Genomic DNA, 25,422 nt, shown 5'->3' with positions numbered 1-25,422 from the left:
ACTCGATTCGTCGTCTGGATAGTCGTGAGAAGACGTATCTAGTTGATTGGGTATAGATCAGTGACAAGTCCAAATCAAGGCTGTCTTCATCGCACTGTCGAACGAGTGAAATTTGAGAAAAATTACGCCAATTCGTAGAATTGAAACGCCCAAAAAATATTCGCGGAAAGCATCCTTAATATAGAGCTATTCGAAAAGGTTTCTGCGGCTATGCGAAATGCATCGATTGCTCCGATTCCAAATACCTTGCCGTCGACACCGGCCCGGAGTTCGTTGGCAAGTTGCGGATTAAAACCAGGGCAGGTTACCCGGCTCACCTAACCGCGACGATCGCTCACGATTTCCTGGCTTCGCACCAATTTCATGTTGGCGTGGCCTTGCAAAAAACAATTCATCGTCTATTTTTCTTTCATACCACCGTAATGCGTCCATTTCGATTCTTCCTTGCTAAGAGCGGGGCGCTTTTCCGGCAGCCATATCATATGTAACGAACGATCTTCATATTTTGCGAATTCAGCCGACGCGTCTAAATAGCAAGTGCTGCGACAGTACTATTAGGTCATGAGTGGTTGGAAGACCGATTTGTTGTCAGACTTGTAGTTGACATCGACGTCAAATTGTATTTTCTTGCTTAGTTATGCTTAGCAAGTGATGGTTTGGACGTTTATTTAATAATCGCGCTAGCTTAATGTTGGCGCGTTTCGTCGCTGTTTTGCTGCGTCTTTTTTTAAGGAGAAGTCAAACAATTTCGCTCACTAAATTTGGTTTTCGAGCGCAGCGCCCAAAAAACAGACTGTTTTGGAGGTGTTTGCCGACAATTTTTGAGCGCCCATAGGAGCTGAGGCTTCGGGCAGAACCAGTGGAGAACTGCAAATGGCGTTTAACAATGTGGGTTCCTTTTATCTCGCCGCGGGCGCGACTGGCCGATATTCGATATCGTTTGGGGGCGCCGATCATGGGGCACAATTCATCGGAGGCGATCCGGCGAATCCGGGAGGCTGCCTCCAGACGAACTATCAGACCAAGACGATGAATACCGGCGGCACGATTACGTACTGGGTGACAATCCAGAACATCGGGAACGTTGGGACGAACTTTAGCCTCCAAGGAGGAGGCTACGCTGGGGGATATAACGGCGTGGGTTCCTTTTACCTGCCGGCTGGCGCGACGGGTCGATACAATATCTCCTACGGTGGCTCCGATCACGGCGCCCAGGCGATCGGCGGTCAAGTCGAAAATCCTGGGGGCAGTTTGCAGGCCACAAATCAAACCAAATGCATGAACGCGAACGGCACGATCACGTATTGGGCGACGATCCAGAACATTGGGAACGTTGGGACCAACTTCGCTCTTCAGGGAGGCGGCTATACGAACGGTTTCAACAATGTCGGTTCCGCCTTCCTGGCCCCTGGAGCGAGCGGTCGTTATTGGGTCTCATTCGGCGGCGGCGACCATGGAGCCCAAAGCATCGCCGCGCAAGTTGAAAATCCCGGTGCCTGTATCCAGGCAAGTAATCAGGCAAAATGCCGGAACACGGATGGCACAATCACCTATTTTGTGACGTTTCAAAACATCAGCGGCGTCGCGACGAATTTTGCTTTTCAAGGAGGAGGGTTCATCTGATGCCAGATTCCACCACGTCAAAGACGATCAAAATGTCGATCGTACTGGATTCGAGCGGACGAATCGTAGGAGCGTCCAAACCGAAAGACTATCGTCCCGCGAAAGGGGAGCAGCCAGAGGTGACGGCGGGGCAGGCTGCCGATCGCGGGCAGTCGATCGCGGAGATCGAAGTTTCGCCGGAGTTGGCAGATCTCAATGCGAGCGACTTGCTCTTGCGCTTGTCGGAGGAGGCCTCCGTGCGGGCTTTGGTCGCTGACTTACCAACTGCGGGCGCCGCTCCAACGGCGGGCGTCGCGATCGCGAGTGCGACACCGGACGCAACTGCGGCGAGCAGGGCGGGCTCGCAAGACGTGTCCGCCGGAACCATAACGGCCGGGTCCGCATAGGCCTGCGCGGGGAGTCGCCCGCCTTTCGGCCGAGAGGTGGGCGGCGGTCGCGCGGCGGCTGGACGGAGTTCGCGTGAGCGAATCTCGCACCGCTTGCTGCGACCGGACGGTGGCAGAAATCCGTCGGAAATCCTCGCGACGGCCCGCCTTTCGCGACGGCATTTCCTTAAGCCTTGTTCTGCTGAATCCCGGCAGGCTTCTACGATTTGCGTAACGTCGACAACCCACGATGATCAGGAGACGCAAATGCCAACCACAGTAGATTTGACAAAACGACTACCGCGCGGCGCGCTGCCTTCGCCTCGGCACGAACTCGCCGCAGCTATGCCGCATGTTCCGGATTCGAAAATATTGGTCCCCCCTAGCTTTCTGATGTGGCCGGTTCAAATGTCGTCCTGGAATAACTACGTCTATGGTGACTGCGTTTCCGCCGAGGAAGCCTTCGCCAAGGCCACCGCCGTATCGGGGACATTCATTCCCGAGGCGACGGTGGTTAATTGGGCAGAGGGACATGGCTATTTAAACGGCGCTACTCTAACGGCCGTCATGACGACGATGCAAACGAATGGGTTCGAACTCAACGGCAAGACATACGACGACGGCCCTTACAACTCGGTTAACTGGAACAACGCCGCGATTCTGCAGAGCGCCATATACAGCCACGGACCTGTGAAAATCGGCGTCGGGGCTGAGGACTTCCAAACGAATGCCGATGGCAAGGTTACGCCGGGAACAAGCGGCTGGACCATGTACAACTACCCGAAGCACCAACCGGAGGATCACTGCGTGAGCCTTTGCGGTTACGGGACCTTGGCGGAATTGGTCGGTTTATTCCGGCAGCATAATGTCACCGTCCAAGCGCCGACGGGAATGCCCGTGGGCCTCAGCTATGCGATGTTCACCTGGAATTCCATCGGGATCGTCGATCACCAGTCGATGCTGAACATGACCTACGAGGCGTGGATTCGTAAGCCAGTGACGATCATCAAGTAAGCCACCCAGGCTCGGCTCGGTCATGCTTGCACGTGGGGTCACGAAATAGCTTGACCCTAAGAGATTTCCTGTTATCAGTGCTGGCGCTTCAGCAAAATCGAGATCATCCTAGTCGGCATGAACGGAAACGTGATTAAGGTACCCAACCGTTTGTATTCACGTTTTTGAGGGAGACGGAGATGACTACCAAAATGCCGCGCGGGGCGTTACCGACACCCCGAAGTGAACTCGCCGCGTCAGAGCCCTATCGGCCTGAGTCCGGCGGGGAAATCTTCGTTCCAAGCGGCGAGTTTCCGACGCCCAATCATGAACTTGCTGCTGCCCAACCCTATAGAGCGGGCGGCGCCGCGCCCGAAAGCTTCATCGCTTGGCCAATCGGAATCGGCTTTTGGGGGAACGATAAGGTAGGGAATTCGAGTTGGGCAGAGGAAGCTTTTGCCAAGGCCTGCGCCGAACCCAAGGTGTTCATCCCGGACGACGTGGTGCTGTTCACTTCGCGGGAATGCGGTTCGTCGAATTTCGCCGCGTTCATGCAAATGCACGGGTTTCAAATCGAACGTAAAAGCTATTTGGATGGGCGGTTCAATTCAGTCGAGTGGACGAACGCGCCGGCTTTAAATGGCGCCATCGCCAATGTCGGGCCGGTGAAAATCGGCGTAGCCTCGGCGAATCTCGCCTCCGGCCCGCACGGCCGAGTCACACCTGGGAAGAGCGGTTGGGCAATCTATGGTCTCCCGACGGGCGAGCCTGAAGATCACTGTGCGAGCCTTTGCGGCTACGGGGCCTTGGTGACGTTGGTCGAGCTCTTCGAGCGGCACGGGGTCGATGTCACTTTGCCACCGGACATGCCTACGGGATTATGCTACGCGATGTTCACTTGGGGCTCCATCGGCATCGTCGACTGGCAATCGCTGATGAACATCACGGGCGAAGCTTGGGTTCGAAATCCGGCGACGATCACCAAGGACTTCAACGAGTAACCATCTGGCACGGCTGTCGCATTGTGGCCTCGGAGCCTGAGTGTCTGCCTTTCCCGCCGGGTGATGGGAAAGTTGTGGTGACTTCCCCATATCGGGGTCTACCTAGTGGTGAGTAGCCCCGGAGAATTTCGCTCCGGGGCTCTCGCAGAACCGGATGTGAGTTCGCACCTCATCCGGCGCCCGTTACCGGGGGGCGAACAAGGTAAGCACAATATCCTGACGCTCCTATGTCAAGCGAAGGCTGTAGAGTCCGCTAGATCGGCGAGAATGAGAGGGTAAAGTTCTCGCACTAAGTACCGCTTCAGGCAGCGGTGAATTTCCTTCTTCGACATACCCTCATGGCTGCGACGTTGCACGTATGACCTTGCCCCTGTTTCGCGAATCCCATAGCTGAGAGATTTATGCGGCTCGCCCGTGTTGAGCGGCGAACCAGTTTTTCTCGAACGTCATGGGGCTGACGTAGTCGAGCGTCGAGTGTAGCCGGCGCGAATTATACAAGCCGTCAACACAACGCCCATATCAGCGAATCAAAGGAGGTTCTCTACCGCTGGCATCCGTGGTACGGGCACACGGTATGGATTTTCACCACGATAGAGAGGAAGAACGCCGAGTCAGTGTTGCGCTGTGGGCGAGAGCCGTTCGACACGGCAGGCTTGCTGGAGGTGCCGCAATGGATGTTCGATCCCGTTGCCTGCTGTCGCATTACCTCGGCAACGTCTCCCGCCGTCAGCTGTGAAGCATTGAGGGAACTGAAGTACCTGCTGGCGCAGGCGCCTGCTGCCACGCCGCGCGGTATGGTACAAGCCGAGCACCATCCTTTGCTCCGTACAGGAGGTGCTGATGCGACGCCAGACAAACCCCCAACCGGGCGGTCAACTCGACCTGTTCCGTCCCTTTCCGAAGACACCACAATGGGCGCACCTGCCGCAGGAGGTCCGGCAGCAGACGGTGCGTTTGCTGGCGCAACTGCTGCGGCAACACCGTCGCGGGCTGCTCGCCGCCGTACACGAGCCGGAGGTGCGCGATGAGTGACAAGATTCGGGCGCAGCATCTGGCGCGCAAGGCCATGCTGTACGTGCGCCAGTCGTCGGCCTATCAGGTCAGCCACAATCTGGAGAGCCAGAAGCTGCAGTATGCGATGCAGGATCGTCTGCATCAGTTGGGCTGGAACGAGATCGAGGTGATAGACGAGGATCTGGGACGCTCTGCGGCCGGAACGCAAACGCGCACGGGCTTCGAACGGATGGTCGCAGAGGTCTGTCTTGGGCACGTCGGCGCAGTTGCCGCTCGCGAGGTTTCACGATTCGCGCGCAACAGTCGCGAGTGGCAGCAACTGGTTGAGGTGTGCCGCGTCGTCGACACGGTGCTCGTCGATCAGGAGACCGTCTACTCACCGCGGCAGAGCAACGATCGTTTGCTGCTCGGCTTGAAAGGCAGCCTGAACGAATACGAGCTGGATCTGTTGCGTCAGCGTTCGCTCGAAGCTCGTCGGGAGAAGGCCAAACGCGGCGAACTCATTGTCGCGGCGCCGGTGGGTTACTGCAAGACCGAAGACCAGCGCCTGGAGAAGGATCCGGATTTGCGCGTGCAGGACGCCATCCGCTCGGTATTCCGCCAGTTCGGCGCGATTGGTTCGGTGCGTCAGACGTTGTTATGGTTCCTGGAGCACGGCCTGCAGTTGCCGGCATGCATGCCGCGCGGCGAAATCCAATGGAAACGGCCGAGCTACGGCACGGTGTACCGGATCCTGACCAACCCGATCTACGGTGGCACGTATGCCTATGGCAAGACCGAATGCGCGATCCATTACGAGGCTGGGGAACCACGCAAACGTGATCGCCGCAAACCACGGGATCAGTGGCTTGCGCTCATTCCGAATGCCCACGAAGGGTACGTTGACTGGGACGAATTCGAACGGATCCAGTGTGCCATTAGCGGCAACCTGCGTCTGGCCGGACACGCTGGCGCCCCGAAGAACGGTGAGGCCCTGCTGTCGGGACTGTTGCGCTGCAGGCGCTGCGCGAGCAGGCTGACGCTACACTACACGGGTAACAGGCACGACGCCTTGCGCTATAGCTGTCATCGCGGCTGGATGGACAAGGGGCAACCGCGTTGTATTGCGTTCGGTGGCACACGCGCGGACGCGGCCATCGCCGAGGCGGTCTTGCAGGTCGTTCAACCGGCGGCAATTGAGGCAGCAATCGTGGCGCGCGAAGAAGAGACCCTGAAGCAGGACGAAGTGCTGGCCGCGTTGCAGCGGGATCTTCAGGCTGCACGCTACGCCGCGCAACGCGCGCAGAAACAGTACGATGCTGCTGACCCCGAGAACCGGCTTGTCGCCGACGAACTGGAGCGGCGCTGGAATCATGCGCTACTACGCGTAGAGGAACTGGAATCGCGTATCGAGCAACAGTCGGGCACATCCGGCCAGATACCGCCTACCCAGCCAGAGGAGTTTGCCGATCTTGCCACTGCATTGGAATCGATCTGGCCGCAGGCCGACGCCCGCCTGAAGAAGCGCATAGTGCGCACCCTGATCCACGAAGTCGTCGTTGACGTTGACGACGCAACGAGCGAAATCGTGCTCGTCATTCACTGGAAGGGCGGAGTACATACCGAGATTCGCGTGCCGCGGCGGCGCCGCGGAGAGAACACTACGCATACGTCACGTGAAGCAATTGATGCCGTGCGCCAGCTTGTCCGTATCTGTCCGGATCTGGTGATCGCCGGCGTACTCAATCGCAATGACCTGCGAACCGGCCGGGGTAACTTCTGGACCCAGGAGCGAGTCACCGCGTTGCGCAGCCACCATCAGATCCCGGTCTATTCGAGCGAACGACGTGCTGCTGAAGGATGGATGACGTTGACCGAGGCATCGGCGTTCATCGGTGTGAGCCCCGGAACGCTCAGGCTCGCAGTTGAGCGCAACAAGATCCCAGCCGAACATCCGTTACCCAACGGGCCATGGATCTTCAATCGCAATTCGCTGACCGGGGACGCAGTTACCGAACTCGTCGGACGGGCTCGCGCACGGCGTGGACACCCCACAATACCAACGACACAACAGGGCTCTCTAGATTTATCAACAACATAGCGAGGTTGGGCAGTATGAAACGCACTTGTCAAAGCCAAGCCAGTCGACGATTTCATCCATTGCCGCACGCCGGGTCGCAAAGTGCCGGCCATGCAGGCGTGCAACTTTCAACGAACCCCACAGGCTTTCGGTCGGTGCATGAGATTGACCCGCAAAAACGGACACCTATCCTTTTGATCAGGAGGTGTCGAAATGGGCAGGCATCGTACCCCATACCCTGTGGAATTCCGGGCCCACATGGTCGAGTTGGTGAAGGCCGGAAGAACGCCTGAGGAGCTGGCGCGCGAGTTCGAGCCGACCGAACAGACCATCAACAACTGGGTCGCGCAGGCCGATCGTGATGCGGGTGTGCGTCATGACGGACTGACGACGGCCGAGCGGCAGGAACTCACGCGGCTACGTCGTGAGAACCGGCAACTGAAGATGGAGCGAGACATTCTCTCGCAGGCGGCGGCCTGGTTCGCGAGGGAGACGGGAGCCGTTCCACCGAAGGGCGGTACGGATTCGTGAGAGCGAACCGGGCCCGCTGGCCCATTGCGAGGATGACGCGGCTGCTCAGGGTCTCCACGAGCGGCTACTACGCATGGCTGGTGCGTGAGCCATCGAAACGCTCGTGTGGCGATGCGCAACTGCTCGCGCGCATCCGCACGCTGCATGCGAGTTCGCGCGGTACGTATGGGGCACCACGTATCCATGCGCAGCTCGCGCGTGAAGGCGTACACGTCGGACGCAAGCGGGTCGCACGTCTGATGCGCATGGCCGGTTTGCGTGGTGCGAGCCGGCGGCGCTGGCCGCACACTACGCGGCAACGCGTGGGAGCACGCCGCGCTCCGGATCTGGTGCGTCGGCACTTCCGTGCCGAGGAGGCGAACGTGCTGTGGGTGGCGGACGCCACCTACATCCCGACCGGCGAGGGGTTTCTCTACCTGGCCGTTGTCCTCGACGTGTTCAGTCGCCGCATTGTGGGCTGGGCGATGTCAATTCATCTGTATGCCGAACTGATGCTGCGCGCACTGGATATGGCGTTGCTTCAGCGACGCCACGAGGGCGTCATTCTACATTCGGACCAAGGATGTCAATACACATCCATTGCATTCGGGCGGCGCTGCCGCGAAGCCGGCGTACAACCGTCGATGGGGACGGCCGGCGACGCGTACGACAACGCGATGTGCGAGTCGTTCTTCGGCACGCTCGAAGCGGAACTGCTTTCGCGCGAACCCTTTGCTACCCATGAACAGGCCCGGCAGCGCATCTTCTGGTTCCTGGAGGGCTGGTACAACGTACGCCGCCTGCACAGCAGCATTGGCTATCGTTCGCCGCTTGAATTCGAGAACATCAACGTTAAAGGGCAAACCGTGTCGCCTTGCGGGTTGCCCACCGGCGGGCAGCGTCATGGTCGTGAGAGGCGACCCGCCGCCCGCCCGTGGGCAACCCGCGACTCAACGCTTAACGGAGGCTTCTATGGGGCATTGGAAGTCAAGCCCTTTCGCGATCCATTTTCCCGTCAGTTATCTCCCATTCGAGAGCGCGAGAGGTTATCCACCACCGGCCAACGGGTCGCCTGTCACGACCATGACGCTGGCCGGTGGTGGATAACCTCTCGATAAGATGATTTGCAATCCTCCATATCAAGCGAGAACAGCAGTGAGGTCGGGGTGTCTGAAGTCCGGACAAGTTGACCGGACCAACTTCTATCCGTGCCGGCCACCAGACCGGTCACCACATACCGCATGCGCAAGGCGCTGGAACCACCCCATTACGGACGCGCCCCATCTAGAACCACGGTTATCCGCCGGACAACCCACCTCCGTTCCGGGCGCGCCAAACCTTCAAACGCTGCTGCCGCTCGACGTTGGCTGTTCAGGTCGCCGTCACCTTCTTCGCAGGCGGCTTGAGGGTTGCCCCGAGGGGAATCTCGCCGAATTCCAGATAGCGCCATAGCGCGACCGCCAGACGTCTGGCAAGTGCCACAATGCCGATGCGTCGCATACGCTTGCCACCGCCTGCAAAGCGCTCGTTGAACCAGTCGCTTAGCTGGCTGCTGCGCTGGAAGCGCAACCAGCTCCACGCCAGTTCCACCATCAGCCATCGGGCTCGCTTGTTGCCGATCTTGCTGATGCCCTGCTCAACTTCACTGGTACCGCTGGCATAGGGCGTCGGGGCCAGGCCCAGGCAGCCGGCCACTTCACGGCGGTTGTGAAACTGTCGCCAGCCGAACAGTTCCCTGACCAGGACCCAGGCACTGCCCGTTCCGATACCCGCGAGGTGCGCGAGCCGCGCAATCGCGGGTTGCACACCGCTGCGCACCTCGCGCTGCTGCTGTGCCTCGAGCGTCCTGATCTGCCTGGCAGCCAGCGACAGCCGCTCACATTCGCGCTCGATCTCGGCGCGCAGGGCTGGCAACAGCTGAGTGGTGTGCTCGGCCCACCAGTGCGCCCACGCGCGGCCACCGATTCGCTCGGGCCGCAGGTTGTGAAGTACCAGCAGCGAGCGGATGCGGTTGCTATGGGCAGTGCGCTCCTGGCGCAGGCGATCGAGTTCACGGTGTACCCGCCGCTCATCTTCCTGTTCGGGAGTCGGGATGCGCGCGACCGCCCACACCCGGCGTTCACCAGCGTAGTAACGCATCAGCATCGACAGCAGTTTGTCGCTGTCAAGCCGGTCAGTCTTGGCGCGACGTCTGCGCCGGTTCACTTCTATGGGGCATTGGAAGTCAAGCCCTTTCGCGATCCATTTTCCCGTCAGTTATCTCCCATTCGAGAGCGCGAGAGGTTATCCACCACCGGCCAACGGGTCGCCTGTCACGACCATGACGCTGGCCGGTGGTGGATAACCTCTCGATAAGATGATTTGCAATCCTCCATATCAAGCGAGAACAGCAGTGAGGTCGGGGTGTCTGAAGTCCGGACAAGTTGACCGGACCAACTTCTATCCGTGCCGGCCACCAGACCGGTCACCACATACCGCATGCGCAAGGCGCTGGAACCACCCCATTACGGACGCGCCCCATCTAGAACCACGGTTATCCGCCGGACAACCCACCTCCGTTCCGGGCGCGCCAAACCTTCAAACGCTGCTGCCGCTCGACGTTGGCTGTTCAGGTCGCCGTCACCTTCTTCGCAGGCGGCTTGAGGGTTGCCCCGAGGGGAATCTCGCCGAATTCCAGATAGCGCCATAGCGCGACCGCCAGACGTCTGGCAAGTGCCACAATGCCGATGCGTCGCATACGCTTGCCACCGCCTGCAAAGCGCTCGTTGAACCAGTCGCTTAGCTGGCTGCTGCGCTGGAAGCGCAACCAGCTCCACGCCAGTTCCACCATCAGCCATCGGGCTCGCTTGTTGCCGATCTTGCTGATGCCCTGCTCAACTTCACTGGTACCGCTGGCATAGGGCGTCGGGGCCAGGCCCAGGCAGCCGGCCACTTCACGGCGGTTGTGAAACTGTCGCCAGCCGAACAGTTCCCTGACCAGGACCCAGGCACTGCCCGTTCCGATACCCGCGAGGTGCGCGAGCCGCGCAATCGCGGGTTGCACACCGCTGCGCACCTCGCGCTGCTGCTGTGCCTCGAGCGTCCTGATCTGCCTGGCAGCCAGCGACAGCCGCTCACATTCGCGCTCGATCTCGGCGCGCAGGGCTGGCAACAGCTGAGTGGTGTGCTCGGCCCACCAGTGCGCCCACGCGCGGCCACCGATTCGCTCGGGCCGCAGGTTGTGAAGTACCAGCAGCGAGCGGATGCGGTTGCTATGGGCAGTGCGCTCCTGGCGCAGGCGATCGAGTTCACGGTGTACCCGCCGCTCATCTTCCTGTTCGGGAGTCGGGATGCGCGCGACCGCCCACACCCGGCGTTCACCAGCGTAGTAACGCATCAGCATCGACAGCAGTTTGTCGCTGTCAAGCCGGTCAGTCTTGGCGCGACGTCTGCGCCGGTTCACTTCGATACTGGCTGAATCCACCACCAGGTTCGTGATCTGATGTGCTTCCAGACAGCGGTGCAGCCAGAAGCCGTCACGCCCGGCTTCGTAACAGCTCCGCACCGGAGCATCGGCCGCCAGATGACAGCGCGCTTTGGCCTTTGCAATCGCCGTGAAAACTGCGGCCGTATCGCCGGCGGCCACGGTGCAGCGGCTCGGCGCGCGCACCCCATCGCCCAGGGAGAGCTTCCAGCTCCTGTCACCCAGTTCGAAGGCGACATACAGCGATCCGGTGATGGTTGTATCCTGCCCGCGAAGGGCCGTGCGAGGCGCATTCATTTGCGTACTCCTCTCGGAAAACGGGTGTCGGGATCCTCGTTTTACTCCAGGAGGCTTACTTCCGTGGCGCCCTTCCATAGTATCTAGATCACATCAAATCGCTGGCTGCAAATCCGTCCGTCGAACCGGGCCAATCTCAGCATTGTCCCAGCAGTCGCCGCACCGACTCATCGACGAGCGCATGCTGTAGGCCTTCAGTGTGTCCTGGAACAGCCCGCTGCAATACTGGCTACCCCGGTCGCTATGGACGATGACGCCAGCCCCTGGACGGCGCCGGAACCACGCCATACGCAGCGCATCGGTGACCAGTTCCGCTTTCATGTGTGGCTGCATCGACCAGCCCACCACCTGCCTGCTGAACAGGTCAATGATGACCGCCAGATAAACCCAGCCTTCAGCCGTCGCACAGTACGTGATGTCGCTCGTCCAGACCTGGTTCGGCGCCGTTGCTGTGAAGTTACGCTCCAACAAGTTCGGCGCCACCGGCAGGTTGTGATTCGAGTTCGTCGTCGCGATGTACTTGCGCTTGTGTCGGGCACGGATGCCATGCTGCGCCAGCAGCTTGCGAACACGCTCCTTGCCCACGCGCACGCCGCGCGCAACGAGCTCTTTCCACATGCGCGGCCAACCATATTCGCCCTTGACCTGCACGTGAATTGCCTTGATGTGCGCGAGCAGGGCATCGTTGTTGATACGGCATCTGTGCGGCTTGTCATCACCGCTGCGCTGCTGGCGCTGATGATATCCGCTGGGACTGATTCCCAGTACTTCGCACAGCATCGAGACTGGCCAGTGGCGTCGATTCCGGTCAATGAACGCGCACTTCACATCAATTCCTTTGCGAAGTACGGTAAGCGCTCATTCAACCCGCGTCTGTCAGCCCCTTGCGCTCTGATATCGAATCAGCTAAGCAGTGACATCGGTGCCGGGCGCAGGCTTGCCCAGTTTCCACGGCAAGAGGGCCTCGTAGTCGTCGGCACTATTCGCATACGGCAATGCCTTGAACAGATCAATCAGGTATTGATAGATATCGACGTTGTTGGCGCGACACGTTTCAACAAGCGAATACAAATTCGCACTTGCCTTCGCGCCAGCCACCGTGTCGCTGAAGAGCCAGTTTTTTCTTCCAATTACATATGGACGAATCGAATTTTCACAGGCGTTGTTGCATATTGGCCAGAGACCGTTTTCAACATAACGGCATAGCTTCGGCCACTGTCCGCTGAGATAGCCCAGCGCCTGTCCCAGCTTGCCCGAAGGCAATGTCGTTTCAAGATACTGATCCAGCAACGTGTGGATCCTGTTCAGCACCTTGCTGCTATATCGCCGGCGAAGTACCGTACGGCGTTGCGGCGTCATTTCCGCTTCCTTCGCGCGCGCCTCCGCGGCATAGAGCCGGCCGATCAGAAGAAGAAACTGCGTGGCGGGCTGATGGGGACCGCGCGATTCCTTGGGCAGCAGTGCTTCAGCCTCGAAGAAATAACGACGGCAATGACTCCAGCAACCCAGATGGACCAGGTCATTGGCTTTCGCGATGATGTCGTAGACATCACCGCCGTCGCTCATCAGCGCTGCGTGCTTACGCATGCCGGCCCACAGGGCGACACCATATTTTGCATCATGGCCTGACGCGTAGCTGAACAGCCGCACGGGTGGCCCGACGACATTCATCTGCACCCACATCGCACTTTTCGTCTGCGCGGCCTTGCCCGATTCCTTGAGAACCTGTACGTTGGTTTCATCGCCTTGCGCGACCTCGTCGTCGAGCAGCACATCGCGCATCAGATTGATAACCGGCTGGATCGACTGGCCGAGCCGGATCACACTCGCGGCCAACGTATTACGCGAGATGTTCCCACCAAAGCGACGCAGCAGCGCCGCGATCCGGTATAGCGGCAGCCCGTCCATGAACTTCGACAGTACGATCCATGCCAGTGCCGCTTCAGTGAACAACCCTCGGGGAATAATGCGAAGTGGTGCCGGGGCGACCTTCAGACCATGATCGCATTTCCTGCACGCATACTTGACCCGCTCGTGACGGATCACCTGGATCTTTTGCGGGATGATGTCGAGCTGCTCGCTGACCTCGACGCCGATCTCGAACAGTTCGGTGCCATCCTGCGCACAGAACCGCTCGGCCTCCGGTATCTCGTAGCGAACCACTACGCGCGGCAACGCCGGATCCAGCGGCTTACGACCGCGCTTCTTGCGTTTGTGCGCCGCCACCTCGGTGTCCGGACCGTCTTCCAGTGCCGGCAGCGTCGCCGCTGTCGGCGCCAGCATCTCGGCTTCGTTCAGGAACAGATCTTCTTGCCGGGGATCGCGCTTCTCGCTCTTCGCACCGAACAACCTGCGCAACATGACCTGCAGCTGCTCTTTTGCGAGATCGCGTTCTACCTTCGCTACCCGCAACTCGCCGCGCAGTTCATCGTGTTCGACGCGCAACGCCTCAAGCGCATCGCGCGCGGCGATGAGCGCGTTGAATTCTTCGACGGTAATCGAGAGGCGTTCGCGGGTCATGCCGCAACCATAGCGAATCGCTGGGCCTAATGGGTATACGTATTTTTGTAGCAGCCCGAACTCACTCGAAGCTCGCCTCAGCAGCAAACGCTACGAGCGATCAAACTCGCTCGTAGCGTCGTACGGGATGCCTGTGCATTGCCTGCAGATCGATACCTTCGAGCAACCAGTGCAACTGCTCGGCGTTCAGCTCAAGCACCGTTTCGCCGCCACGTGGCCACGCGAACCTGTCAGCTTCCAGGCGGCGCAGCATTAGCCAGAATCCGTTGCGCTCCCACAGCAGCAGTTTTAGACGGTCGGTACGTCGGTTACGAAATACGTAAACCGCTCGCGCGAATGGGTCCAGCCCCAGCGCGTGCTCCACGATCGTCGACAAGCCGGCAATGCCCTTGCGGAAATCTACAGCGTCGCGATGGACGTAAACTTTCACATCAGCGTCGAAGCGGAACATGGCGGCTCCCCAGTGTCTCCACCATCGCTGTCACCAGCGCCGCATCATGACTGGCGCACTCCAGCCGCAAGACAACGCCGTTGGGCAGTTCGGCGACCAGCCATGAACCCTGAGCCGCCTGTGCGGGTATCGACATCTCGCGCGGCTCGCAGGCCACCGCATGAGCCCGGCTGACCGCAACCACGGGAACAAAGGCGGGCGAGTTCTCGACAACCTGGTCCGTGGCTACGCCGCCGGGTTGCTGCTGCTCGTACTTGCTAATCCACTTGCGCAGCAGATTTGCATTCAGCCCGTGCTCGAGAGCAATGCGGGCCACGGAAACGCCCGGCCGCAAGCAGGCCCGCACGAGTTCATCCTTGGCTTGAGGATCGAAGCGACGACGACGCCCCTCGCGCTCAAACCCCGTTACCAGGCGTTCCTTCAGTTTGCTGTCCTCTGGCATGGTGTCCACCTATTCGTTGAAGTGGACACCAGCTTGCCCTGGCATTCATCGCGACGAAAGTACGTGGTTCATTGAGCGCTTACGAAGTACGCCGCGGCTTTTTTTGTGATGTCGAGCTCCATCTTCAGGCGAGACACTTCCCCTCGCCCGGTACAAGGTTGGTCACGGTGAGCTGGCCTAGGCTGGGGCACAAATCGTAGCCAACTTCAGGGCGCGTGTTTGATCGGGTGCGTCGCGTGTACGCCGCTCCCACCGAGCCGCGCCTACGAAGCAATCGGACCGAACTTCTTGCGGCAATCCCCCGACAGGCTGGCGTTGCCGTCGGCATTGATATTGACGACCCCCAATGGTGCGTAATGATGGCCGATGCCGTCGGGGGACTTTGCCAACTGGACGACGATGGCGTTGCCCTGGCTGTCCACACCGGCCTCGGTGGGCCATTCGACGTCGCCGGTGGCGGTGCGCGCGGGGATCAGCCAGTAGTCGCCACTGCGGTACTGGTTGGCGGGGCGGTTGCCGAAAGGCGGCTGGAACTGGATCTGGACTCCGTCTTCGAGTTCGAGCCAGGTGTCGCCGCTTGCTTCGAGAATGAGCGCCGCGTTATCGCTTGCCAGTTGCAGTCCGCCGTCGGCCTGGTCGCCCTCCTTTTGGTCCCAGCGCCGCAAGAGCGGATGGAGCGCCGGGTCGCCCTGAATCGAGGTTGATCCAGAGAGCGTCACGGTTCTGCTACTGCTGTCAATCGCCTGGATCTGAAGCAGCGACTGCGCCTGGTTAGCCAGAACGCTGTCGTCGTCCTGGAGGTCCACCCAATCGCCTTCCTTGATCCCCAGCCTGTCGTCTCGGCCCAGGCTGGCAAGCACCGCGGTGGTCGTGCCGTTGCCGGTGTTGACGCTGACGATGGGGAAGGCCACCGAGCCGTTTTCCCTCGACCATTTGAATGTGGCGGCGCTGGACTTGCCCGCGGTGCTGCCGTCCCATGCCGTGCCCAGGCGGTGGATTTCGACCCGGTAGAGCTGGTTTTCCGGCCCCGTGTAGCGGGCACTTGGGGAGATGATGCAGGGGTCGGCGGAGGCCGTGGTCTGTTTTGCCCTCGACTTGAGGCGGCCCTGGTTGGCGCCGAACAGCCGGGCGAGGAATCCGCTATCGCTGGGCTGGAAGTTGTCGCAGGCGCTGGACTTCTCGCTTTGGATGCCACGCGATCCCGCCAGCGCCTTGACCTGCCAGACGATCTTCGACCGCGCAGCGGTATCGGGGCCGAGGAGCGCCACCTCCCTGATGTCGTCGTCCTCGATATAGGTGATGAGCCGCTCCCAGACGTCCAGGTAGATGAGCGCGTCGCCCTGAGCCAAAGCCGGTGCGCCGGGGAAGTCCGGCTGGGTGAGGTAAGTAACGATCCGCCGCAGCGAAGGCGCCGTCGCGCTGGCGATCGATGGCGCGCCCTGGAGCCCTAGCGTCATCGTGCCCTGGACCGCGGAAGTGATCTGGACGACCGTGGGCTGGAAAGCCGGTTGTACGTTCGGGATCTGCACGGCGTCGAAGATTTCGACCAGCTGGCCGTTGGCGAACGGTATGCCGTCAACGGTCCATTGGTCGACGATGACGCTGACAGTGGTGGCGTTTGCGGGAACGTTGCCGCCTGGGGAGGCAGCCAGGTTCACCACTTGGCCGTCCACGTCGCATGGGATTCCGTCCACGTAATAGCGTCCGGCTCCGATACGGAAGTCGCCTTTGGCCTGGGATTGGGGCAGGGCGGTGAGGGCGAACCCCCAGTCGAGTGTGGGTCCGCCCTGGGGACCGATGATGTCGGCGGCCAAGGTTCGAAGGGCGGCGAGCAACAACTCGCCCTGCTCGTTCCAGTCGGCGTCGAGCTGGACCCGGCCTTGCTGCATCAGGACCCGGTCGAAGTGGCGCAAGGCGTCGAAGGTGTTCCGCGTCAGGTCGGCTTTCACGGCAGTCTCCGGAGATCGGCAGTTTCAGGGTTCAGCTTGCAAACAGGATGCCGGCGTCGAATCCTGCCGGCGAGTATTCGGCAAGGCGCGTCATGAGGTTCGACGCGCGCTGGGGCTGGTACAGGTCATGGAAGACGCCCATTTCGGATTCGTCGTCGGCGCCGGATTTGATTTCGCAGGCGCAAGCGGTGGCAAACTGGCAATAGGTGGGAGTGCCATAGCGACTGCTGGTGAATTCGGGCTCGACCCGCAGCCGCTCCGCGGCCTGCATGCGGTCGCGCTCTTCGGCGTCGATGTCGCCTTTTGGGTACAGCGCGGAAACGGCAGCCAGCACGCCGTCGGGCTGGCATTCGTAGCGGCGCGGCGTTCGCGACCCGGGGGCAACGTAGCAGAAGCGCACGCAGCCCTCCTGGCGCCTGCATACCAGCACCGATCCCATGAAAATGGAGTTCTCGGCGAGTTCAATAGCATGCGCCGCGACCTGGCCGAAGACGGTGCTGCGGGCAATCGTGACGGTGACATACGCGCACAAGCTCTGTGGCGCGCCCAAGGCCGGCTGGTCGTTTGCCGTCGCGTCGACGATGCTGTCGCTGATACGGATTATTCCCGGTTCCTTTTTCGCTTCGTTTCGGTCCACCTGGATTGCGCCGACGATGCTGTGCTCGATGGTGAGGCAATCCGGAGAATCGATCAGGTCGAGGCTGGCATCGGTCGGGCGACGCGGTTTGCAGTCGCATTCGAGGCCCCAGCCGGGAACCAGGGTCGAGTGGCGGATGACGACTCCGGCGATGTCGCCGTCCACCTGAACGCCGCGACCCGTGACAAGGAGACCGTCGAGGACGAACCAGCTTCCTGCTTCGCCGCTCACGGTCAGGTCGTCGGGCGCCGAGGTTTGCCAGTCGAGGAGCCGGATCACCGGCCGGGTGCCGTTGGCCGCCCGCAGTTGCAGGGTCTGTTTCGCCTTGAGGGTGATGGATATGGGCTCGACATAGACGCCGCTGTCCGCGATCTCTACGACCGCGTCGGCGGGCTGGTCCTGGGTCCATCGGGCGAGGGCGTCGCCGATCTTGCCGTACGCCTCGTTCTCACCGACGCGATAGATGGCAGCCCCCGCAGGCTGGGAAATCGGCCGGTCGTATTCGCCGCCGCCGATGTCGGCGGAAAACCCGTAGACGTACGACACCCAGACCCCCTGCTTCCTCGGTTGGCCATGCGGGAAGGCGATGCGTCCCAGCTCGGGATCGACCGCGACGGTGTTGGGTAGCGGCCGATAGCTCCAGCCGGAGAGGTCGGCGGCGACAATCTGTCCCGGCGGCACCGGCTGGGGCGGGGTGCCGACCCAGATCGTAAAGCTCCCGTTCGGGCCGTAGTACGACGGAATTCCGGATGTGGACGATTCCGGGTCTTCGCCGGTTTCAAGCCTGGCGAGCCGGCGTCGGGTGATCGGCTCAGGCAGGTTCAACGGAGTAGGTGAGACGCCCGGCGCTGCCGGTTGGGCCAGGGTGTAAAGCGGGCTGTCGTTGCCCAGGACGCTGAAAGTGAAACAGTTGGGCGCGACCTCCTCCAGGCAGCAGGCGGGCGTTCGGGTGACGGTGTAGGGCTTGATCCGCCAGACGAAAACGCCCACTTCCGGGATGTTGAACCTGCCACGCCCCCGGTGCGAGTCGATGCGGCGCACGTCCACTGTGTGCGCCAGTTCGTCGAAAGGCCCGCCCAGGTCGTCGAGGGCGTCGCCATCGCGCAGGTTTGCGGTCCGGCCGCGGCCGGGCTGAAGATAGCTGATGTTCTGGGTCACCGAGAGCAGGCGATAGAACTCGACCGCTTTCGCCGGCCAGCCGCCGACCGCTCGCGCGAGGTCTTCAAGGAGCGACAGGGTGCCCTTGCGGCGCCGGTAGTGGATGGTGTTCGCCACTTCCTGGCGCGGGATAAGCAAGGATTCCTCAGCAAGTCCCCTCGTGGTCGCAGGGTTCGCCAAGTCGTTCGGATTGTTGAGTGGCACGTAGCCGACCAGGGCGCCGATATACGGGACAACCCATTCATCGCAGGTCTCGATGAACCAGTTGTCGTAGAGTCGGGCAATGTCGGCGTCGATGCCATTCACCTGCTCGGAGATCACCTGCAGCAGGGCGCGCAGGGGGTAGCCGCGCTCCGCGTCCCGCAGTTGGTGAATGACCGGCAGCAGTTCATACAGGCGGTCGGGATTTGCGGGCTGGCTTGGGGTGCTCACGATCCGATCTCCGTCAGGATCAGGGTTCCCGGAATGTCCGGGGTCAGGATCACCAGTTCAGCGGGCAGGATGCGCTGGGTCGCGTCGGTGGCGGCTGGGTTGGAGCGCGCCAGTTCAGCTTCGACGTAGTCGTTGAGCTTGAGGGTGGACGCTAGGGTCGCCAGTTGGGCGGCAGTGACCGCTTCGCCGATGCCGTCGAATATCCGCAGGTCCACGTAGTTCACCCCGGGCACCCCCTGCATGATGGCGATGGCCTCCGACGCGAATGCGCTCTGCCCCAGGTCCCGGGCGTCGAAGCCAAAGGCGGCGAGTAGGGTGGCGGTCAGGTTCGTGACGACGGACTCCCACTCGTAATCGGGCTGGAGTGCGATTCGCGCCGAAATGACCAGCAGCTTCAGGCGGCGCAGGGCCAGAAGCACAGCCATCTGGGAGTCGCCATGGGTGTTCAGGGTGTCGAACAGGTTGCGATACAGGTCCGAAGTCGCGTCGATGGGAATGTCGCCGGCGCCGGCGATAGTGACATGCACCACCTGGCGGCGGCCGTCCGAGAGTCGCACTGACGACGCCTTGCCGATGCCGGCGAAGCTTCTGGAGAAGTCGGCGTAGTCGACGATCGAAACCAGCCGATCGAGTGCCATGACTGCCAGCGGCGCGTTCACCCGCGCTTGCAACAGGCTGTCGCGGTCTGCGCCGCCGGATGCGGCAAGCGGGTTGATGACGCCCTGGGCGCCTTGGGGGTGGGTCGCCAGTTGGCTGATGCTCCCGGCCGCGACGTTGCCCGCCGCCCCGATCCCGTAGCGGTAGGTCGCCTTGACGTTGGCCGACCCGGTGGGCACGCCAGCGCCGTGGTCGCCGTTGCCGAAGACTACCTGGGTTTGGTCGGTGTCGTCGGTTTCGGTGATAAAGCCGCGCGACGTGGGTGCAAGGCTGAACAGGTCCGGCGCCTCGTTCCATTCGATGTCATTCACACTCACCGTGAGTGTGCTGGCTGCGCCTGCAGGCGTCGCCGCCGCGACATAGGTCAGCGGCTTCTGCCCCAGGCCGAAAGCGAGGAAGGCCTTGCTGGCGTCGCCGTCGCCGAGGACCTCGCCCACCGTCTGGCCGTGGGTCGCCTCGGTGACGTTGCCGTAGATCGCTACCGAACTGCTGTCGTAGCTGTAGGCGAGCTGGTTGGCGAGGGTCAGGATGGTATGCACCGGCGCCGACGAGATTCGCCAGGCGAATACCTGTCCCAGCACGGCGCCAGGGATGGTGCCGCCGGCATAGGGGACGCCGTTCGGGTCCGCCAGCAGGCCGGCGAAGTCGGGGAAATTGCCGGCAAGCTCATCCTGGGTCGGAACGTAGGCATTCACGTAGAGGCCCGGCGCCAGCTGGACCTGGTCGCAGAACTGCTGGTTGGCGTACGTCGCCGGTGGCAACAGGGCGGTCAACTGCGCCAGCCCGGCGGCGTCGCCCGCCAGTTCGCCCACCACCAGCCGGTCGCCCTGAGTGTTGGCGTCGGTGGTATAGACCGACCCTAGGAAGGGAACAAGGTCCGCAGGGAAAAGCGCGCACAGGGGCGCACGGGAGCCCTGGTTCACCGCCGCGACCATGACCAGTTCGCTTGCCGTGACGCCAGTCGTATTGGCAATGTCGGTGCGTTCGCCCGAAACGATGATCCAGCGCCCGGGTTCGATGCCGTCGTAGAGCTGGGCGAGCTCCAGGGTGTCGCCTTCGACGTCTGTGTCCAGGGGCTCATCGGCGAGTTCGAGTTCCTCCGGTTGAGCCCAGATCGTGACTCGCCGCAGGGTGGAGACATCCTCGACATCCGCTACAGCCGCTAAAGCCGCTCCGACCGCGCCGACGGCGGCGGGCGCTGGCGAGGGCGGCACCGTGGCTCCGGACTTCGGCAGCCACCTGCCGGAGGTATCGAGGTCGAGTTGGGTGACGCGGGCGGCCATTCCGTAGTCGGACCGGGATACCGGCCTGACCAATGTGGCCCGGGCGATGATGGGATCGCTGCGGCTCGCCGATACGGATTCTATGTCCTCGCTGTCGAGAATCACCCAGCTGCCGGTAGTGATCTTGTCGTAGCTGGCATCGAGCGAAACCGTGCTGCTCGTGTCGTCGTCCGCCAGTGGCCATTCGAAGTACTGCGGCGTCGAGTTCTGGGTGGCAGCGGCCCGCTGGGGCGCGTTTGCGCCATACGGCGATGCCTTGACCCGAAAGGCATAAACACGGACCTGGCTGGCGGGCGCCGCGATTCCCGACCAGGCCTGGTAGAGCGTGCCGGCGGCTCGGGGCTTGAACGCGGCTAGGAGCCGCGGCGCCGTGTCCGCCTGAGGCGAGAACGTGGCCGCCACCGTCCGTGCCAATCGCAAGGAATTGGCGGGCTGGAGGGAGGGCAGAAGCGCCAAAGAATCGACGATGGACGCGAGCTTGGCAATACCCGATGCGGCAAGTCCCGTTCGGATGGGGACGAACCCAGGCCCGGACACGGGAACGCTGCTGCCGTCGAGATTCTGAACCGAGGGGACCAGGTCGGTCAGCAGGTTCACGAGATCGCTGACCCAGGCCTCGAGCCGGCTGAACTGGCGACGTGCGGCGGCGTCCTGCACCGCCTGAATTGCGGGAATGAGCGCCGAGACGTAGGACGCGGCGGTCGTCAGGTCCGGCGCAGTATTGACGGCACTGATCACGTTGGCGAGGTCGGCAGCGACGCCGGCGGCCAAGTCGCTGCCCGCGAAAATGGTCGATGCCTCGTCAATGAAGGGGTTGAGGGCGTTCGCGACCATCTCCTGGGCATTGTGGCCCTGTCCTTCGAAAAAGGGCTGGCTCAGGATGACCTCGGTGCGGTTTTGCGCCGACTGCGGCGTGACGGTATCGACGAAGCGGAACACCTGCTGGCCCGGCTGGCGCACGCCTTGGGTGTCCACGATCTGCTCGGCGCTGCCGAGTTCGATCAGGAGCGCGTCTCCAGCCTTGAGGTTGGTTGATGTGCCAGCGAAGTACAAGGTGTCCCGGGTTGCTGCGTCGGTTCCCGAGTCGGCCGCCAGGGTGATGACCTGCGGCCGGGCGAGCCGGGGCTGGAGGGTGTTCCAGCTGTCCCGGGTGACGAGGTCGGCGGAAGTCTCGAAGAACTGCGCGGTCTGTCCGGTTCCCGGCTGGCTTTGCGCACGGGTGCCGGCGGGCAGCGTTCCCTGGAATCCGTTGGCGACAGTGAAGGCCAGATAGACGCTGGCGGAAACCCCGGGCCGGAGCGTGTAGCCGGTGAGCCGCGCCAGTTCGAGGACCGATCGCCGCTCCGTCGCGGTCATCAGGTAGCCTTCGTTGGCGATCCGCTCCTGGTAGAAGGTGAGCACGTCGCCGACGAGCGCCCAGGCGTCGAGCAGGGCGATGGCCGGATCGTCGGGAGCGCGGGTGCTGAGCAGGGATAGCGGCCGGATGCGGGTCGTCTTGCCGGAGTCGTCGGTTACGTCCAGGGTGAGCGTGGACAACCGGGCGATCATGGTTTCATAAAAAGTCGCCCAGGTGCCTGCCCGGTAGGCGATCGCCGGCAGCCCGGGCCGGTTCGATTCGATCGAGGGGGTGAGGATCTCGGTGCCTACACAGCAGCCGCAGAGCGAATTCCCGCAGGTCGCTTTCATCTTCCACCCCGCATGTCCAGGGTCAGCCTGCCGTTTTCGGGAAAGTTCGGGTCGCTGTCGAGCCGGGCGATTTCGAGTGGACCCAGGGTGAGAACGCCGCACGGAGGCACTTCGTCGGAGAGCGACTCGCCCGCAACCGGCTCCACAAGTTCCCAGCGTTCGAGCCGGGAGACCTTGACGTTCTGGACGCCGGGAACCGCCTGCGCAGCGGCGACGATGCTGCTGACCATCAGACCGGTGCCGAAGGTCAGGCGGTCGGGATGGAAAAAGCCCAGGCTGCCGTCGGCGAGCACCCGGTTGCTGAAGACGCCCAGCAGTGCCGCTTCTACATGGGCTTGCAGGTATCCGGGCAGGACGCAGACCGTAAGCGCGAGGTCGATGGCAACGTACTCGGCGGGGGACACCAGCAGGTCGTGGCCGATGCGCCGATAGGGTTCGAGGTAGGCGGCGACTTCATCGGTGAGAGACGGCGGTGCGCTTTCCCGGCCCAAGGGGTCGAGAGCGGTGAGCGCAGTCAACCAGCTTCCGGTCCACCGCAGCACGGCCTTTGCGCCCTGGAGCGGAAGAAAGGGTCCGCCGCAGGCGGGACGCTCGGCATGCCGCCTCGTGTTGTCTGCGGCCAGCGCCGCGTAGTCGTCGGCGATGATCGCCCGCTCGATGACGTCACGGAAGGCGTAGGGAGCGAAGCGCTTGACGTCGGCTACCGGCTCGGGGGCGGTGCCGCCGGTGGCGGCCATCGGATTGCCTACGGTGACGGTGATGCCGCTCAAGGTCTCGTTTTCCAGCACCAGGTAGCAGATCGTTCCTGCTCCGACATTGCCCGCCGGGCCGTTGCCGGTGCGGTAGTCGGCGCGGAACATTGTCCCCGCATCGGGTTGGCGTCCGAGGCTGCCGTCGCCGAAGCGCAAGTGTCCGTAGCCGTCGTCGTCCATCTCGACGACGAAAACCCTGTCGTCAGGCCCGGACTCCAGGAGGTCGTAGCGGGGCTGCCAGGTTTCGAGCAGGGCGCTCAAGTCGGCGATCAGATCGGCCTTGAGCGCAGGCGGCATGGGGCTGCCGCCGGTATAGCCGGCAAGCGCCTGGCGCGTCGCGGCGGACAGGCGCGACAGGAGTTCCCGGGTGTTGATATCGGTTTGGGTGATGAGCCGGTAAGCCAGGCCGGTGGGGTCGGCGAGGTCGTCGAAAGTGAACAGCGGCGGGATGGAGCAGGGCGGGGCCGGATCGGCAAGCTCGGGGCACACCGGCGCAGCGGAAATCGCCTTCAGTGAAATGAGCGGCAGCGCCTGACTCGGGTCCTGGGAAATCAATGCCGCGGCGGAAGCGCAGGCCGGAAGCGGAACGCCGAAGCTCAGAGGGCGCTGCGAGAGTGCCGGAGTGAAGCGTTCGGCGACGATGGTCATTCCAGCCGGCTCGCAGTCGCCTGCGCAGCGGGGCGCGGTGGACGCGGTGCCGACAGTTCCCAGCACTTCGCTCTGACTGGCGCCGTTGTCCACCAGCACGACGTTGCCGTAGGCGACGCTGACGTTTTCCAGGCAGTTACAGTCCGGCGGCGGGGCCTTGACCGAAATGCACAAGGGGAAGGTGAGGGCGTCGTCTGGGTCCCATTCGATATCGACTACCGGCGTTCCCGGATAGTCGCCCTGGTGGTACAGCGGATCGATTGCAGGTGTCACTTTGGTCAGCCGCACCGCCTGCCGATGGGCTGGATCGGCATCCGCCGGGTTGCCGGTATTGGGGCCGATGACTTCCTCCAGGATCAGGACGTCTCCGGGTTTGAGCTGCAATACGCGCATCGTCCCCGGCGGATCGCCCGCGACCGTTGCGGAACCCTGTGCCGGATCTGTGGCAGGGGACGGCACCCAGCGGTCGATCAGCGTCGCAGACGTGGTCCCCGGTGCCAGGCAGCACTCGCAGTCGCCCCAGGCATAAAAGCGGATTTCGCTGTGGTCGATGACAAGATCGATCGTCCCGGAACCCGGCAGGAGCGGCAGAAATACGTCGTAGTCGGCAGGCGGCACCGGCTCCAGGTCTGAGGGCGTGAGCAGGGTCCGGTTCGGCACGCCGGGAAAACTCGTGATGAATTCGATTCCGCCAGCGTCAATGGGCTCGAAGGTGTCGGTAGTGACAGTAATCCAGGCGCGGGCGTTGCACCCCTCGTGCATGGCGTAGTCGGTGAGCCGGACGTGGCGCCGTACTGAAATGCGCTGGCGCGCGGTTCCCAGGTAGGCCTCGGTCGCCACCGCGTCCTGGTAGTAGGACAGATAGTCGCCGACGTAGGCCAGCAGTTCGATCAGGGTGATCTCAAGGTCGGGGACGTGGGTTTCCTGCCACTGCGGCATGATCAGCGCCAGCCGGTCGAGGATCAACTGGCGGAAGCTGGCGTAGTCCTTGGCCAGGTAGTTGATCTCGGGCTGCGAGCGTATGGGCGGCGGGCAGGCCTGGGGGACCTTGCAGTCCAGCCCGGTCGGACACGCGGCCTTGAATTTCACGTCCACGCTGGCGTAGCGCGGGTCAAATCCCGCCATGGGCAAGGAGGTGGGCTTACCGTGGTCGTCCACGGCGACCACCGACAGCACATAGACCGAAAAGTCTCCCGGCTTGTCCACCGCCACTTCCATGAAGTCGTCTAGGGTCGTGTCGGTCTGGCGATGGATCTGAAGTCCGACGATGGCGACATCGCGAATGCGCCTGCCGCCGGTCAGCGTCAGGTTGGCCATTTCGATTCGCTGCGGCGCGCGGCCGAGGAACCAGACAACCAGCGTGCGCTGGTCGTCGCTCGGCTCGGCGAAATCGAGCCCGAACAGGGGCGCCTTGCGCACATCGCGCCGCCGCCGCTCGTCCTTGCATACCGTCTGGCAGGTCGTCGTCATCGCTTGCTCCGC

13 protein-coding genes and 4 pseudogenes are annotated in these 25,422 nt (G+C 62.3%); 6 read left to right on the top strand and 11 right to left on the bottom strand.

Going from position 1 to position 25,422, the window contains the following annotated elements:
• Nucleotides 1-873 precede the first annotated feature (873 nt).
• From OKW30_RS09225 to OKW30_RS09215, 3 genes are all read left to right on the top strand, one after another.
• The gene (locus tag OKW30_RS09225; RefSeq protein WP_429346562.1) at nucleotides 874-1,623 is read left to right on the top strand and encodes a hypothetical protein; all 750 of its coding nucleotides are present in this window, start codon (nucleotides 874-876) and stop codon (nucleotides 1,621-1,623) included.
• A gap of 632 nt (nucleotides 1,624-2,255) precedes the next feature.
• Nucleotides 2,256-3,002 carry a hypothetical protein gene (locus tag OKW30_RS09220; RefSeq protein WP_184074141.1) on the top strand — a complete coding sequence of 249 codons (747 nt, stop codon included), beginning with the start codon at nucleotides 2,256-2,258 and terminating at the stop codon, nucleotides 3,000-3,002.
• A gap of 179 nt (nucleotides 3,003-3,181) precedes the next feature.
• Nucleotides 3,182-3,982 (top strand): hypothetical protein, encoded by an 801-nt coding sequence (locus OKW30_RS09215; RefSeq protein WP_184074143.1) that lies wholly within the window; start codon nucleotides 3,182-3,184, stop codon nucleotides 3,980-3,982.
• 230 nt (nucleotides 3,983-4,212) lie between these two features.
• Here OKW30_RS09215 and OKW30_RS09210 read toward each other — a convergent pair.
• Nucleotides 4,213-4,347, bottom strand: a pseudogene (locus tag OKW30_RS09210) (IS110 family transposase); the annotation flags it as partial.
• A 475-nt stretch (nucleotides 4,348-4,822) separates the two neighbouring features.
• On the opposite strand from OKW30_RS09210, the gene OKW30_RS09205 reads away from it, so the two are divergent.
• The 3 genes and pseudogenes from OKW30_RS09205 to OKW30_RS09195 form a co-directional block, all read left to right on the top strand.
• Entirely contained in the window at nucleotides 4,823-5,014 is a 192-nt protein-coding gene (locus OKW30_RS09205; protein WP_133660304.1) for a hypothetical protein, read from the top strand.
• Between the two features lie 34 nt (nucleotides 5,015-5,048).
• Complete coding sequence (locus OKW30_RS09200) at nucleotides 5,049-7,076, top strand: recombinase family protein (protein WP_429346561.1); 2,028 nt, start codon at nucleotides 5,049-5,051, stop codon at nucleotides 7,074-7,076.
• Between the two features lie 192 nt (nucleotides 7,077-7,268).
• Nucleotides 7,269-8,407 (top strand): annotated as a pseudogene (locus tag OKW30_RS09195) (IS3 family transposase); the annotation flags it as partial.
• 529 nt (nucleotides 8,408-8,936) lie between these two features.
• Here OKW30_RS09195 and OKW30_RS09190 read toward each other — a convergent pair.
• The 10 genes and pseudogenes from OKW30_RS09190 to OKW30_RS09145 form a co-directional block, all read right to left on the bottom strand.
• Nucleotides 8,937-9,776, bottom strand: a pseudogene (locus OKW30_RS09190) (IS110 family transposase); the annotation flags it as partial.
• 397 nt (nucleotides 9,777-10,173) lie between these two features.
• Nucleotides 10,174-11,325 carry an IS110 family transposase gene (locus OKW30_RS09185; protein WP_184074566.1) on the bottom strand — a complete coding sequence of 384 codons (1,152 nt, stop codon included), beginning with the start codon at nucleotides 11,323-11,325 and terminating at the stop codon, nucleotides 10,174-10,176.
• Between the two features lie 138 nt (nucleotides 11,326-11,463).
• Nucleotides 11,464-12,174 (bottom strand): annotated as a pseudogene (locus OKW30_RS09180) (IS3 family transposase); the annotation flags it as partial.
• 57 nt (nucleotides 12,175-12,231) lie between these two features.
• Nucleotides 12,232-13,845, bottom strand: a complete 1,614-nt coding sequence (gene tnpC, locus OKW30_RS09175; protein ID WP_429347739.1) for an IS66 family transposase — start codon at nucleotides 13,843-13,845, stop codon at nucleotides 12,232-12,234.
• 100 nt (nucleotides 13,846-13,945) lie between these two features.
• Nucleotides 13,946-14,296 (bottom strand): IS66 family insertion sequence element accessory protein TnpB, encoded by a 351-nt coding sequence (gene tnpB / locus OKW30_RS09170; protein WP_429346560.1) that lies wholly within the window; start codon nucleotides 14,294-14,296, stop codon nucleotides 13,946-13,948.
• The gene (tnpA, locus tag OKW30_RS09165) at nucleotides 14,277-14,738 is read right to left on the bottom strand and encodes an IS66-like element accessory protein TnpA (protein ID WP_429346559.1); all 462 of its coding nucleotides are present in this window, start codon (nucleotides 14,736-14,738) and stop codon (nucleotides 14,277-14,279) included. The genes tnpB and tnpA overlap by 20 nt, the downstream gene beginning before the upstream one ends.
• A gap of 263 nt (nucleotides 14,739-15,001) precedes the next feature.
• Nucleotides 15,002-16,687: a DUF6519 domain-containing protein gene (locus OKW30_RS09160; protein ID WP_184074151.1), complete on the bottom strand. Its 1,686-nt coding sequence runs from the start codon at nucleotides 16,685-16,687 to the stop codon at nucleotides 15,002-15,004.
• 31 nt (nucleotides 16,688-16,718) lie between these two features.
• Nucleotides 16,719-18,914 carry a hypothetical protein gene (locus OKW30_RS09155; RefSeq protein WP_429346558.1) on the bottom strand — a complete coding sequence of 732 codons (2,196 nt, stop codon included), beginning with the start codon at nucleotides 18,912-18,914 and terminating at the stop codon, nucleotides 16,719-16,721.
• A complete protein-coding gene (locus OKW30_RS09150) occupies nucleotides 18,911-22,540 on the bottom strand; it encodes a putative baseplate assembly protein (protein ID WP_429346557.1) in 3,630 nt (1,209 codons plus the stop codon). Before OKW30_RS09150 ends, OKW30_RS09155 begins: the two co-directional genes overlap by 4 nt.
• Nucleotides 22,537-25,410 (bottom strand): putative baseplate assembly protein, encoded by a 2,874-nt coding sequence (locus tag OKW30_RS09145; RefSeq protein ID WP_184074156.1) that lies wholly within the window; start codon nucleotides 25,408-25,410, stop codon nucleotides 22,537-22,539. Before OKW30_RS09145 ends, OKW30_RS09150 begins: the two co-directional genes overlap by 4 nt.
• Between the last annotated feature and the right edge of the window lie 12 nt (nucleotides 25,411-25,422).

It is taken from the genome of Paraburkholderia sp. Clong3, from assembly GCF_050436485.1.
GTDB classification, from domain to species: Bacteria; Pseudomonadota; Gammaproteobacteria; order Burkholderiales; family Burkholderiaceae; genus Paraburkholderia; species Paraburkholderia tuberum.
Note: the sequence above shows the minus strand (reverse complement) of the source record. Positions and strands in the feature narration are given on the sequence as shown.

Bases quoted from the DNA above. Each gene is read 5' to 3' on its own strand.
- OKW30_RS09150 (WP_429346557.1), bottom strand. From the start codon at position 22,540: ATGAAAGCGACCTGCGGGAATTCGCTCTGCGGCTGCTGTGTAGGCACC.
- tnpB (WP_429346560.1), bottom strand. From the start codon at position 14,296: ATGTTCCGCTTCGACGCTGATGTGAAAGTTTACGTCCATCGCGACGCT.
- OKW30_RS09215 (WP_184074143.1), top strand. From the start codon at position 3,182: ATGACTACCAAAATGCCGCGCGGGGCGTTACCGACACCCCGAAGTGAA.
- OKW30_RS09185 (WP_184074566.1), bottom strand. From the start codon at position 11,325: ATGAATGCGCCTCGCACGGCCCTTCGCGGGCAGGATACAACCATCACC.
- OKW30_RS09225 (WP_429346562.1), top strand. From the start codon at position 874: ATGGCGTTTAACAATGTGGGTTCCTTTTATCTCGCCGCGGGCGCGACT.
- OKW30_RS09145 (WP_184074156.1), bottom strand. From the start codon at position 25,410: ATGACGACGACCTGCCAGACGGTATGCAAGGACGAGCGGCGGCGGCGC.
- OKW30_RS09200 (WP_429346561.1), top strand. From the start codon at position 5,049: ATGCTGTACGTGCGCCAGTCGTCGGCCTATCAGGTCAGCCACAATCTG.
- OKW30_RS09220 (WP_184074141.1), top strand. From the start codon at position 2,256: ATGCCAACCACAGTAGATTTGACAAAACGACTACCGCGCGGCGCGCTG.
- tnpC (WP_429347739.1), bottom strand. From the start codon at position 13,845: ATGACCCGCGAACGCCTCTCGATTACCGTCGAAGAATTCAACGCGCTC.
- tnpA (WP_429346559.1), bottom strand. From the start codon at position 14,738: ATGCCAGAGGACAGCAAACTGAAGGAACGCCTGGTAACGGGGTTTGAG.
- OKW30_RS09205 (WP_133660304.1), top strand. From the start codon at position 4,823: ATGCGACGCCAGACAAACCCCCAACCGGGCGGTCAACTCGACCTGTTC.